This is a genomic window from Ruminococcus sp. YRD2003, assembly GCA_900109435.1.
Lineage (GTDB): Bacteria > Bacillota > Clostridia > Oscillospirales > Ruminococcaceae > Ruminococcus > Ruminococcus flavefaciens_G.
This window is the reverse complement of record FNZT01000005.1, coordinates 237,286-250,543: the sequence shown is the minus strand read 5'-3', so window position 1 is coordinate 250,543 and position 13,258 is coordinate 237,286. Positions and strand designations below refer to the sequence as shown.

General features: G+C 51.8%; 11 protein-coding genes. 6 read left to right on the top strand and 5 right to left on the bottom strand.

Going from position 1 to position 13,258, the window contains the following annotated elements:
- From BMX22_RS05320 to BMX22_RS05295, 6 genes are all read left to right on the top strand, one after another.
- Window positions 1–1,008, top strand: a 1,008-nt coding sequence (locus BMX22_RS05320) for an AAA family ATPase (RefSeq protein ID WP_074741329.1), incomplete at its 5' end; no start/stop codon positions are given.
- A 297-nt stretch (window positions 1,009–1,305) separates the two neighbouring features.
- Entirely contained in the window at window positions 1,306–1,617 is a 312-nt protein-coding gene (locus BMX22_RS05315; protein WP_074741327.1) for a plasmid mobilization protein, read from the top strand.
- Window positions 1,617–2,939 (top strand): relaxase/mobilization nuclease domain-containing protein, encoded by a 1,323-nt coding sequence (locus tag BMX22_RS05310; RefSeq protein WP_074741325.1) that lies wholly within the window; start codon window positions 1,617–1,619, stop codon window positions 2,937–2,939. The genes BMX22_RS05315 and BMX22_RS05310 overlap by 1 nt, the downstream gene beginning before the upstream one ends.
- Before the next feature lie 91 nt (window positions 2,940–3,030).
- Window positions 3,031–3,228, top strand: a complete 198-nt coding sequence (locus BMX22_RS05305) for a hypothetical protein (protein ID WP_074741323.1) — start codon at window positions 3,031–3,033, stop codon at window positions 3,226–3,228.
- Between the two features lie 73 nt (window positions 3,229–3,301).
- Window positions 3,302–3,601, top strand: coding sequence for a hypothetical protein (locus BMX22_RS05300; RefSeq protein WP_074741321.1), 300 nt, complete (start codon window positions 3,302–3,304; stop codon window positions 3,599–3,601).
- The gene (locus tag BMX22_RS05295) at window positions 3,598–5,172 is read left to right on the top strand and encodes a recombinase family protein (RefSeq protein ID WP_074741319.1); all 1,575 of its coding nucleotides are present in this window, start codon (window positions 3,598–3,600) and stop codon (window positions 5,170–5,172) included. Before BMX22_RS05300 ends, BMX22_RS05295 begins: the two co-directional genes overlap by 4 nt.
- Before the next feature lie 241 nt (window positions 5,173–5,413).
- Here BMX22_RS05295 and BMX22_RS05290 read toward each other — a convergent pair whose 3' ends face one another.
- The 5 genes from BMX22_RS05290 to BMX22_RS05270 all read right to left on the bottom strand — a co-directional run bounded on the left by BMX22_RS05290 (window position 5,414) and on the right by BMX22_RS05270 (window position 13,082).
- A complete protein-coding gene (locus tag BMX22_RS05290; protein ID WP_074741317.1) occupies window positions 5,414–6,616 on the bottom strand; it encodes an LL-diaminopimelate aminotransferase in 1,203 nt (400 codons plus the stop codon).
- Entirely contained in the window at window positions 6,609–7,454 is an 846-nt protein-coding gene (dapF, locus tag BMX22_RS05285) for a diaminopimelate epimerase (protein ID WP_074741315.1), read from the bottom strand. The genes BMX22_RS05290 and dapF overlap by 8 nt, the downstream gene beginning before the upstream one ends.
- 5 nt (window positions 7,455–7,459) lie before the next feature.
- Window positions 7,460–9,547, bottom strand: a complete 2,088-nt coding sequence (locus tag BMX22_RS05280) for a glutamine synthetase III (RefSeq protein WP_074741313.1) — start codon at window positions 9,545–9,547, stop codon at window positions 7,460–7,462.
- 19 nt (window positions 9,548–9,566) lie between these two features.
- Window positions 9,567–11,162, bottom strand: a complete 1,596-nt coding sequence (locus BMX22_RS05275; RefSeq protein ID WP_074741311.1) for a CTP synthase — start codon at window positions 11,160–11,162, stop codon at window positions 9,567–9,569.
- 111 nt (window positions 11,163–11,273) lie between these two features.
- Window positions 11,274–13,082, bottom strand: a complete 1,809-nt coding sequence (locus tag BMX22_RS05270; protein WP_074741309.1) for an ammonium transporter — start codon at window positions 13,080–13,082, stop codon at window positions 11,274–11,276.
- Window positions 13,083–13,258 lie beyond the last annotated feature (176 nt).

Below are 13,258 nucleotides of genomic sequence, written 5' to 3'. Positions count from 1 at the left end.
GGACTGTATATCCTTGCAGGCGCACCGAAGATAGGCAAGTCGTGGTTAGCATTGGACTTATGTTTGTCTGTCGCTAACGGCGAGCAGTTCCTCAAACATGATACAAATATTGGTCAGGTATTGTATCTGAGTCTCGAGGACAACCTCCTGCGCTTGCAGAACAGGATATACGATCTCACAGATGAACCTTGTGAGAACTTGAACTTCGCAATAGAAGCGCAGTCAATAGGCAACGGTCTTGAGGAAGAACTTGAAAAGAGTAAGCAGGAGCTTCCGAATCTGAAAGTGATTGTTATTGATACACTTCAGAAAGTAAGGTGCAACACAGATGTCAACTATGGCTCAGACTACAAAGAGCTCTCTGTACTGAAAGCGCTTGCGGACAAGCTGAAAGTCGCAATACTTGTCGTGCATCATACCCGCAAGTGTTATGACAGCGATCCGTTCAATATGGTCTCTGGCTCGACAGGTATCATCGGCAGCGTCGACGGAATCATGGTCATGATAGAACAAAGGCGCGGCAGCGGTAAAGCTAAACTGCACTGCGCTGGTCGTGATATCGAACACCTTGAATTGAATTTGGAGTTTAACAATCACAGGTGGAATGTAGTTGATGATGTGCCTGAGCGTCAGCCAGACCTTTTCTCTTTCGCTATACATGATCTCATGGTCGATGAGAAACGTTTCACAGGTTCGGCGACTGAGCTCTGCAAACTTATGTACAAACACTTCGGACGTGAGTATGCTCCGAACTGGATAACGAGAAATCTTGTTCAGCACACGAATGAGCTCAAAACATACGGAGTGCTTTTCACAGCTCGCAGAAGTCATGGTGCACGAATACTGGAACTCATTTATGACCAGTCGGGTGACAGTAAAAATGGAAGCCTGCTGTGGGTAGAAATTGCTGACCATGCCGGCACCCGAAACTCAGAATACGTCTATTTACCTTTGTTTGAGGCAGGTGACGGTAAAAATACGGGTGACGGCATAGGTGCCTCAGGGTGACGGTATAACGCTCTCGGGTGACGGTAAAATCACGCACAAAACGCGCCGTTTCTGTCGCCGATGCCAAATTCGGGTAGTTATCCCACCAGTGGCGGTGAAAGCGGTTGTCGCGCAACGTGGAGCGAGTGTGGCGATACCGCACAGATACTATCGACAGATGAGAAAAGTGGCAGTACCCGAGAAAAATCTTCCCTTCTGGGAAGGCAAGCATAGCAGCTGGCATTCCGCCTGCCGCCTTGCTTGTCGGGCAGAAGCCCGAACCCACTTTTTTGACATAGGAAAGAAGGAGGTAGACACATGAGAAAACGAAACACAACCATAGCGATACGCTGTACAGAGGAAGAAAGCAGGCGTATCCATGAACTGGCTGAAAGGCACGTCTTGAAGCTCAACGACTTCGTAATCCGCTGCGCTCTCGGCAAGAAAATCGTTGTCGCGAACGGCGTCGACGAGATAGTAAAGCAGCAGAAAGCTATCGGACGTAATCTCAACCAGATTGCTACACTTGCAAACATGGACAGGCTGACTGCCGTGAACTTTCAGCCGCTCCTTGATGAACACAGGAAGGTCACGGAGCTGATAGGTCAGCTTCTGAGGGAGGTGAAGTAGTGGCGACGGTCACTGCGATAAGCACGAAATGCGGTGGCGGCGGCAAGAAAAGTCTCGACTACATCTGCCGAGACGACAAGACCGAGGGCAAGAAATATGTGACAGCTTTCAACTGTTCGCTGCCCACTGCGTACCAGGAGTTCAAAAATACAAGAGAGATGTATGGCAAGACTGACGGTATACGTTACTATCACTTCGTCCAGTCTCACCCAAGCGGCTACAAGATAGAGCCTGCACTTGCTCATAAGATAGCTGTTGAGTTTGCGGAGAAAGCATTCCCGGGACACGAAGTTGTGGTGGCAACTCATACCGACGCAGACCACATACACTCACACTTCGTACTCAATGCAGTCAACGCAGAGACCGGTCTGAAGTACCACTCAAACAAGTTTACACTGCAAGACCTACGTCAGCTCAGCGATGAAATCTGTCAAAAGTACGGAGTGACAACGCTCGGCAAACCTGAGATACACAAGCAGAGCAACGGCGTTACTAATGGTGAGTATCGTGTTGCAATGCGAGGTGAGAGCTGGAAAATGGCTCTCTCCAATACCATTGACATGGTCATGAAAAGAGCAAAATCAAAGAAGCAATTCCGCTTCTACATGAAGCAGTGTGGCTACGATGTGAAATGGGAGGACAGCCGAAAGTACATTACATACACTTGTCCCAACGGCAGAAGATGCCGCGACAACAAGCTTCACGAAGCGAAATACAGGAAGGAGAATATGGAATATGAATTCGAAATACGAAGAAGCGAAAGAAGCCTCCAAGCAGAATTTGGAGGAGACACAGGATATACCAACTATGGTCTGCGTCCAGGAACACAACTGGCTGGCGCTGATATCACAGCTGAAACTTCTGACAGATACGCTGTTCGAAGTCAAGGCTCAGACAGACGAAACTATGACATACGCGCAGATGGAACGGTACCTGCAAAATCAGCGGACGATATACAATCAGCTGCTGGAACAGGGAAAGGAGATACAGGAGCAGACGTCACAGAACGTGACGGCAGAGGTGTCGAAGCTGGATCAGGCGGCAAAGGACCTCGTCTCACAGGCTGGGAGCCTGAACGAGCAGACCTTATCGCAGCTGAAATGCTCCGAAGAGCAGAGCAGAAGTCACGGCTTCAGACTGCTCCGACTGGTGGTGCTGATAGAAGTGCTGCACCTGATATCGTCAGTGGCATTGCTGCTGTGGCTTCGCTGATAGATGACGAGCCTGCCGACGATACCGAGTACGCTCGGGAGCACATTGACAGCAAGGCACTCGCCGAGGAACGAGAACGAAAAGAAGCTCACGGAATACACATGGGCTGATGCCCAAATTTAAATCGAAAGGAATCTTTAAAATGAACAATTTACATCACATAGGAAACATGAACGAGAGATATAAAAGGAGAGTTTTATATTGGGAAGAACTATTAAAGAACCGCAAATCAGAAACATCAATGTCAGATTTAATGGAGACACGCAGGGCTTCGAATTGTTCATAAAATCGCTGCTCAGCGACTATCTCCATTCGGGTGATATAGACAAATGTCCACTGACAGATGTTGTTGATAAGGTCGAAATATCAGAAACAAATGAGAAATCAGTAGACTTCTGAGGAAGTCTGTGGTATGGTGTGTCGTAGCACCAACCGAGGTGCTGCGACTGCCAATACGAATGGAGGTATAAAAATGAAAGCATCAGCATTAAACAAAATTGGATCCTATGACTGCGAAGAGCACAGCATCGTACAGGTTCCGCAGCAGATACGTCTGGACTATGTAGAGCAGTACGACGATGACACAGGAGGTATAACGCTTGGAGAAGAAGTGTCATACTGCAGAATAAAGGAGCCGAAGATCAGAAATATTATCGCCAAATTCAACGGCGACCGCGAGAGCTTCGAGCTGTTCATCAAGTCGCTTCTGAGCGATTATCTTCACGCCGCCGAGGTCGAAAAGTGCTCGGCAGAAAAGGAGGCAGATGAATGAAAGCATGGTTATATTACAGATTGTCCCGAGATGAGGACGCTGAGATGAACAGTCTTCAGAATCAGCGGCAGATACTTGTTGACTACGCCGAGCAGCACGGCTACGAAATATCGGGCGAGAGCTTCGATGACAATGTGTCGGGAATGACGTTCGAGAGAAAAGGACTTCATCAGATAGAGCTCGCGGTGGAGGACGGAAAGGTCGATGTTCTGCTTGTCAAGGACTTGTCCCGACTTGGCAGACACCGAACTCGCACGGCACTGTTCATTGACTACTTGCGCGAGAACAACGTCAAGGTGTACTCGGTGACCGAGGGTATCGACTCATCGAACGAGAATGACGATATGATAATCGGCTTCAAGCAGCTCGTCAATGATTTCTATGCCAAAGATATAGGCAAGAAAGTCCGTACAGGCATACGACAGAAGCAGAAAACAGGAATGCCTGTGAACCTGCCAATGGGTTACTACAAGGACAAAAATACAGGTGAGGTGCTTGTCGATGAAACGGCAGCGGCAATAGTCAGGGAGATATTTGAAAAGTTCTTCGCAGGCTACGGACTCAGTACAATAGCGAAAGACTTCAACCGCCGCGGAATAAAGTCTCCCGAATTCTTCTCGCATAGGAAGAAAAATCCGCGACATACTGAGGTTGCGAGAAAGTTCCTGTGGGTGCAGACTTCGGTCAAGCGTATAATTCAGAACGAGGCGTACACAGGCACTCTCGTCAACCACAAGACAGTTACATCAAAAATTTACAAGACTGTTGACGTCATTCCGCCCGAGGAACAGTACCGCCACGAAAACTTCATGCCTGCGATAATCGACCGCGAGACATTCAATCAGGCACAGGTGCTTCTCGAGAGCAGACTCAGGAGCGGTGTCCGTGCTAAGTTCGGAAACACTATCCACAGATACTGCGGTATGATAAAATGTGCTGAGTGCGGAGCGAACTCTATCGCCAAGAAGAGGACAGTCGCAGGTAAGTCGTGGGTGGAGTACACCTGCAACAGCAATCACCGTTACGGCAACGAATATTGCACCGCTCACACTATCCGCGAGACTCAGCTTGACGAGATTATCCACACGGAGCTTGTAATGCTCCGCCAGGAGATACTGGATTCCAGTCAGAAGTACGACGAGATAGTCAGGGAGTGGAACAAAAAGAAGCCGAAGTACGATAAAATGATAAAGGACTACACCGAGAAGATAGCCAATCTCAAGGTCCAGATTGAACAGGTGATCATTGAGCGGATCAATGACCGCGAACACGCTAAGGTCTACAACTCAATGATTGAAAAGCGTGAAGCTGAGATAGCGGAGCTGACGCAGAAGATAGAGGATTGCAGGAAGTTTGACGAACTCAGTAAGAAGCGCCGCGACGAACTGATGTCCACAGCAGAGCTGCTCGACGAGGTGCTGCTCGAGCCGTACATCTCGGATGCGAATTTGCGCCTGCTTGTCCGCAAGATAAACGTCCACGAAAACGAGGACGGCAGTCTTGATGTAACGCTTGAATTCAACGGCGATTTCAAGGATTCGAGCTCGGTGTGCTTTGAGATCAATGAATAGGTATGATAAAAGCCGCAGGGAGACCTGCGGCTATTCCATTTGTCGGAATACACATGAAATACACGTTTTGTGTCTCATTACCTGGTACCAAGATAGGAATAGAAGAGAGCAAAAGAAAAAAGCCCGAATAATCGGACTTTTTGAATGTGCAATTTGTGCAAAATGAATGTAAAGTCCCTATATAGAAAATTTCCGGAAAAGTTTACATTGAAAATGCACATTTTGCACATCAGGTCAATCATTATGCTTTTAGCAGTGAACGGAATCTTTTCATAGCTTCAGCTGTATTTTCCTTGCTGTTAAATGCTGTCAGGCGGAACCAGTTATTGCCGTTCTGACCGAATCCCGCACCTGGAGTTCCGACCACTCCCGCCTTTTCGAGCAGGAAGTCGAAGAACTGCCAGCTGTCCATGCCGAAGGGGCACTCGAACCATATGTACGGCGAATTGATTCCGCCCGTATAGCGTATGCCGAACTCGGTCATGGTGTCGGAGATGACCTTCGCGTTCTCCATATAGTGGGCTATCATTGCGCGAGCTTCGCTCATGCCCTCCTCGCTGAAAACAGCCGCGGCGGCACGCTGTACGATGTACGGAACACCGTTGAATTTGGTACACTGGCGGCGGTTCCACATCTTATTGAGGCTCATTTCCCTGCCGTTCGCAGACTTCGACGTTATCGCCTTCGGGACTACGGTATATCCGCATCGCGTACCCGTGAAGCCCGCCGTCTTGGAGAGGGAGCAGAACTCCACCGCGCACCTCTCCGCACCCTCTATCTCGTAGATGCTGTGCGGGAGGTCGGAGTCCGAGATGAAGCACTCATATGCCGAATCAAAGAGGATAACGGCGTTATTCTCGAGGGCATAGTCCACCCACTCGCGGAGCTGAGCCCTGTTGTAGCACGCGCCCGTGGGGTTGTTCGGCGAGCAGATGTAGATGATGTCCGCGTGGACGCTCCTGTCGGGCATGGGGAGGAAGTCGTTCTCCGCAGTGCCGTTGATGTAGACGATTTTCCTGCCGTTCATCGTATTTGTGTCGACGTAAACAGGATACACGGGGTCGGGAATGAGCACCGTATTGTCCTTCGAGAACAGGTCGGTGATATTGCCCGTGTCGGACTTCGCGCCGTCCGAGACGAATATCTCGTCGGTGTCGAGCTTAACGCCGAAGCTCTGATAATGTCCTGCTATAGCCTCGCGGAGGAAGTCGTAGCCCTGCTCGGGACCGTATCCGCGGAAGCTCTCCGCCCTGCCCATTTCATCAGCGGCAGAGTGCAGAGCCCGCACCACCGTCTTTCCGAGCGGGAGGGTGACGTCGCCTATGCCGAGGCGTATCACCGACCTTTCGGGCTCTCTCTGCTGGAACGCAGAAACACGTTTAGCTACCTCGCTGAAGAGGTAGCTTTCCTTTAAGTCTAAGAATTTTTCGTTGAAATCAGCCATTGTAATACTCTCCGTCAAATGTAAATTCTGCAGGACCCGTCATATAGATGTGACCGTCCGTCTTCTTCCACTCTATCGTCAGCTGACCGCCGAGTAGGTCTACCATCACAGGCTCATACGGGCTTATGCCGTTCAGACAAGCCGCCGCCGCAGTTGCGCAGGTGCCAGTGCCGCAGGCGAGTGTCTCACCAGTGCCGCGCTCCCAGACGCGCATTTTCAGATGTGTCGGCGAGAGAACATTCACGAACTCGATGTTCGCCTTGCGCGGGAAGCGCTCGTCCTGCTCGAAGACTCTGCCGAAGCCCTCAACGTCGAAGCTGCTGACGTCCTCGTCGATGAAGATAACAGCGTGGGGGTTGCCCATAGATACGCAGGTCGCGGTGAACTCCCTGCCGAACGCCTCCAGTCGGAGGTCCTTCACGGGCGAGCTCACGGCAATGACTGGTATCTCCGCGGCAGTAGTTATCGGAGCTCCCATATCCACCGTCAGCGTGCGCGCGATGTCGTTCTCGTCGGTGTTGACGGCTATCAGCTTTATCCCCGCGAGCGTATCAACGGCGATTTTCTGCTTGTGGATGATGTCCCTGTCGTAGACGTACTTTGCCACGCAGCGTATGGCATTGCCGCACATCTCCGACTCGCTGCCGTCGGGATTGAACATTCTCATTTTACAGTCGGCGACCTCGCTCGGACATATCAGAACGAGTCCGTCCGAGCCGATGCCGAAATGCCTGTCACTTACCGAGCGGGCAAGCTGCTCGGGAGAGCTTACGCTCTCCTCAAAGCAGTTGACATATACATAGTCATTGCCGCAGCCCTGCATTTTAGTGAATCTCATTTATATCACACTCCGAAAAGAAGCTTGTCATATGTCGGGAACGGATAGTAGTCCTCAGCGGTCATAGTCTCAGCCTTGTCAGCGGCGCTGCGGAGCTTATCCATAGCAGGCAGCATAACGTCGCGGACGAATTCGGAAGTCTCGATTATCTCAGCTATGCCCTTGAACTTAGCGATAGCAGCCTCGAGTTCAGTTGTAGCAGCGTCCATATCGTCGATGAGCTCGGACAGCTCGGTAACGAGCTTTGTCTCATACTTGCAGGCTGCCTTGGATACGCTCTTTTTCACGGATACTGCGGAAGCTGTATCGGACGCAAACTTTGCGACTGCGGGGATTATCTCCTTGCGAGCCATATCTACCATAGTCACAGCCTCGATGTTGACGGTCTTGACGTAGTTCTCGAGCATGATATCGCGGCGAGAGAAAATCTCAGCTTCGGTGAATACACCGTGCGCTGTGAGCATCTCGACGTTCTTCTTGTCGCAGATGCGGGGCATAGCGTCGGCTGTGGTCTTGAGGTTGAGCAGACCGCGCTTCTCAGCCTCCTTAATCCACTTGTCGTCGTAGCCGTTGCCGTTGAAGATTATGCGCTTATGCTCCTTGATAGTCTTCTTGATGAGGTCATGGAGCGCCTTGTTGAAGTCCTTTGCCTTCTCGAGCTTGTCAGCGAACTGCTTCAGCTCCTCAGCAACAGCTGCGTTGAGGTGGATGTTCGCGCAGGAGATGCTGTTGGAAGAGCCAAGCATACGGAACTCGAACTTGTTGCCTGTGAATGCAAACGGAGAAGTTCTGTTTCTGTCGGTGGAATCCTTGCTGAACTTGGGCAGAACGTCAACGCCGAGCTGCATCTTCTCCTTCTTTGTGCCGCCGTAGGGCTTGTCGCTCTCGATAGCGTCGAGAACAGCTGTCAGCTCGTCGCCGAGGAAGATAGAGATAACTGCGGGAGGAGCTTCGTTCGCACCGAGACGGTGGTCGTTGCCTGCGGTAGCAACTGAGAGGCGGAGGAGGTCCTGATAATCGTCAACAGCCTTGATAACAGCCGCGAGGAAGAGCAGGAACTGCGCATTCTCAGCGGGAGTCTCACCTGGAGAGAGGAGGTTCTCGCCTGAGTCTGTGGATATAGACCAGTTGTTGTGCTTGCCCGAGCCGTTCACACCTGCAAAGGGCTTCTCATGGAGGAGGCAAACAAGTCCGTGGCGGAGAGCCACCTTCTGCATGACCTCCATAGTGAGCTGGTTGTGGTCAGCGGCGATGTTTGTTGTATCGTAGATAGGAGCAAGCTCGTGCTGAGCGGGAGCAACCTCGTTGTGCTTAGTCTTTGCGAGGATACCGAGCTTCCAGAGCTCGCGGTCGAGGTCAGCCATGTACTCGGCAACTCTCGGCTTGATGGAGCCGAAGTAGTGGTCATCCATTTCCTGACCCTTGGGAGGCATTGCACCGAAGAGCGTGCGTCCTGTCATAATAAGATCCTTGCGCTTCTTCCACATCTCACGGTCAACGAGAAAGTACTCCTGCTCGGGTCCGACTGAGGTCTTGACGCTTTTGACCTTGTCATTCCCGAACAGCTTCAATATACGCAGAGCCTGCTTGTTGAGCGCCTCCATAGAACGGAGGAGAGGTACCTTTTTATCGAGAGCTTCGCCCGTATAGGAGCAGAATGCAGTCGGGATATAGAGGGTGCCGTCCTTGATGAAAGCGTAGGAGGTCGGGTCCCAAGCCGTGTAGCCGCGAGCCTCGAATGTAGCGCGAAGTCCGCCCGAAGGGAACGATGAAGCATCAGGCTCGCCCTTGACGAGCTCCTTGCCCGAGAACTCCATGATAACGCGTCCGTCGGGAGCAGGGCTGATGAAGCTGTCGTGCTTCTCAGCAGTCACACCAGTCATAGGCTGGAACCAGTGTGTATAGTGAGTTGCGCCGAGCTCGATAGCCCAGTCCTTCATAGCGGCTGCAACAGCGTTCGCTACGGAGATATCAAGCGGTGTGCCTCTGTCGATAGTGCGCTTCAGCGAGCGGTATACCTTCTCGGAGAGTGTCGCTTTCATGATTCTGTCGTCAAATACCATTGAACCAAAATAATCTGTTACCTTTTCCATTTTTATTTCCTCCGTTTAATTATTTATTTTCGAGCGATGCTCTTATGAAATCCGCGAACAGCTTGTGCGGCTTGTTCGGACGGGATTTGAATTCGGGGTGGAACTGCACTCCCACGAACCACGGGTGGTCGGGGAGCTCAAATATCTCCACGAGCTTTTCGTCGGGAGAAAGTCCCGCGATGTGAAGACCATTCGAGGTCAGCACCTTGCGGTATGCGTTGTTGAACTCGTAGCGGTGGCGGTGGCGCTCGTAGATGAGCTCATCGCCGTATATCTCGCGGCATCTCGAGCCCTCGGACAGCTTGCAGGGATAAAGTCCGAGCCTCATCGTGCCGCCCTTTTCGGAGATGTTCCTCTGCTCGTCCATGATGTCGATGACGGGGTAGGGAGTTTCTCCGAACTCGGCGGAATTTGCTCCGCTGAGGTTGCACACATTCCGCGCGAACTCGGTAACTGCCATCTGCATACCGAGGCAGATACCGAAGAACGGGACATTGTTCTCGCGTGCATAGCGGATAGTCTCTATCATGCCCTCCACTCCGCGGTGACCGAAGCCTCCGGGAACTATCAGACCGTCGCATTCAGCGAACGTCTCTGCGGCATTGTCGGCGGTTATCTCCTCCGAGTCTATCCATCTTATATCAACGGCAGCGTCATTGACGATACCTCCGTGGCGGAGCGCCTCCGCTACTGAGAGATATGCATCGTGGAGCTCGACGTACTTGCCGACGAGTCCTATCGTGACCTGCTTGTGCGCATTCTCGGCACGGTGTACCATTTCCGTCCACTCGGTCAGGTCGGGAGCATTGTCCGTGAGACCGAGGTGGCGGCATACCGAGTGCGCGAGTCCTTCATTTTCGAGCCATAGCGGCACCTCATACAGCGACGGAGCTGTGAGGTTCTGTATAACGTCCTCCTTGCGGATATTGCAGAAGAGTGCAATCTTTGCAGACATATCATCGGGGATGCGCTTCTCTGTGCGGCATACGATGATATCGGGCTGTATGCCTATCGAGAGCAGCTCCTTTGTGGAGTGCTGAGTCGGCTTGGATTTGAGCTCCTCCGAGCCCGCGATGTACGGGACGAGGGTAACGTGTATGTAGCATACATTCTCGCGTCCCTGCTCCGTTCCGACCTGACGTATCGCCTCGAGGAAAGGCGTGGACTCGATATCACCGACCGTACCGCCTATCTCCGTGATAACAACATCAGCGTTTGCCTCCTTTGCGGCACTGTAGACCCTGTCCTTTATCTCGTTGGTGATGTGAGGAATTACCTGCACCGTACCGCCGAGGTAGTCGCCGCGGCGCTCCTTCGTGATGACGTTCCAGTAGACCTTGCCCGTCGTTACGTTCGAGTGTACCGAGAGGTTCTCGTCCACGAAGCGCTCGTAGTGTCCGAGGTCGAGGTCGGTCTCGGCGCCGTCGTCGGTGACGAAGACCTCGCCGTGCTGGAAGGGCGACATAGTACCGGGGTCGACGTTGATATAGGGGTCGAACTTCTGTATCGTGACCTTATAGCCGCGCTGCTTGAGAAGTCTGCCGAGCGATGCAGCCGTGATACCCTTGCCGAGTCCCGAAACGACTCCGCCTGTTACGAAAATGAATTTTGACATTAGCTTTATGCTCCTTGAAATACATTTATGAGAAAGGCAGTCCGCAGACGGTGGAGAATTCATCTGGAATTTTTTTAGGATTTCAGTGTATCTGCGGACGCCTTAGTCAGCTTATGCTTTTTCCCACTCTGCCGAGTCGTGGAGCGCGTTGTAGCCCTCCTCGCCCGTGCGAATCTTGATGACGTTCTCGATGTCGTAGATGAACATCTTGCCGTCGCCGTAGTTGCCTGTATACAGAGCCGACTTGGCAGCAGCCACAACCTTGTCAACGGGAACCGCACATACTGCTATCTCAGCCTTTACCTTCGGGAGCAGGTTCATTTCGACCGTAGTACCACGGTAGTAGTTACGCTGTCCGTTCTGCATACCGCAGCCGAGAACGTTCGTTACCGTGATGCCCTTTACGTCGATAGCCTCCATAGCCTCGATGAACTGCTGGAGCTTCTGCTGCTTGAAGATGACCACGATGTTCGTCATCTTGGGAGTACCGTCGGGAGCAGGAGCAGAGTAGTTCTTGACTTCTATAGCCTCCTCAACGGGAACTGCGGGAGCCTCGGGAGTGCCGACCTTCTGAACGCTCTTTGCGTCGTCCTTAGTGTAGCCGTACATTGCAGCGTCGCTCATAGAGGGAGCAAAGTCAGCGTAAGAGGAGATGAGTCCGTGCTCAGTGATATCGAGACCGATGATCTCCTCCTGCTCAGAGGCACGGAGTCCGATAGTAGCCTTGATAACGAGGAATACAACAGTCATTGTGATAGCTGTGAATATTGCGATTGCAGCGAAGCCTGTGAGCTGTCTGCCGAGCAGACCGAAGCCGCCGCCGTAGAAAAGACCTGCGAGCTGGTCGCCGTTCTGGTCTGCGAGTGAGTAGCCGGGGACCTCAGGGTTAGCGAGGAGTCCGACTGCGATAGTGCCCCAGATACCGTTCATCATGTGGACTGCAACTGCACCAACAGGGTCATCGATGTGGAGCACGTAGTCGAGGAACCATACGCCGAAGCAAACGAGTAAGCCGGAAACTATACCAACTATTGTAGCACCGAGGCAGTCTGTTACGTCACAGGGAGCTGTGATACCTACGAGACCTGCGAGTGAAGCGTTCAGACACATCGAAACATCAGGCTTGCCGTACTTTAGCCATGTGAAAATCATGCAGGTAACTGTTGCGATTGCGGGAGCGATAGTAGTTGTAAGGAATACTGAACCGAGCTGGTCGATAGAAGTACAAGCCGCACCGTTGAAGCCATACCAGCCGAACCAGAGGATGAATACGCCGAGAGCGCCAATTGTGAGGTTGTGACCGGGGATAGCGTTTACCTTTGTCTCGCCGTCCTTGGTCTTGTGGAACTTACCGATTCTGGGTCCGAGTATAGCCGCACCAACGAGAGCAGCTATACCGCCGACCATGTGGATGTGTGCGGAGCCTGCGAAATCGTGGAAGCCCCACTGGCTGAGCCAGCCGCCGCCCCAGCCCCAGTGAGCCTCTATCGGGTAGATGACCGCACTGATGACCGCCGAGTATACGCAGTAAGACAGGAACTTTGTACGTTCTGCCATAGCACCCGAAACGATAGTAGCTGTTGTTGCACAGAATACGAGGTTGAACACGAAGTTCGACCAGTCGAAGTTTGCGTAAGAAGTAAATATGTCAAAACCGGGCTGACCGATTATACCTACGAGGTCTTCTCCGAACAGGAGTCCGAAGCCGATGAGTACGAATACGACCGTACCTATACAGAAGTCCATGAGGTTCTTCATTATGATATTGCCTGCGTTCTTTGCACGGGTGAAGCCTGTCTCCACCATTGCAAAGCCTGCCTGCATGAAAAATACGAGAGCCGCGCCAATAAGGAACCATACTCCGAATACTACGCCGTTTGTGCTCTCAGTCACTTGTGATATGATTGTCTGAGCGTCCATAGGGATTCCTCCTTAAAAATTTACAGCATAAAATTCAAAAGGGTGCATGATGCCACTACTGACATCATACACCCCTTTGTGTATGGAATTAGCGCTAACCAAAAAAATAGAGCCGAGGACTATGTCGTCCTCAGCTCCGTTGCTGTTTACAATGCCATTATAGCGCTTCGTGAAGA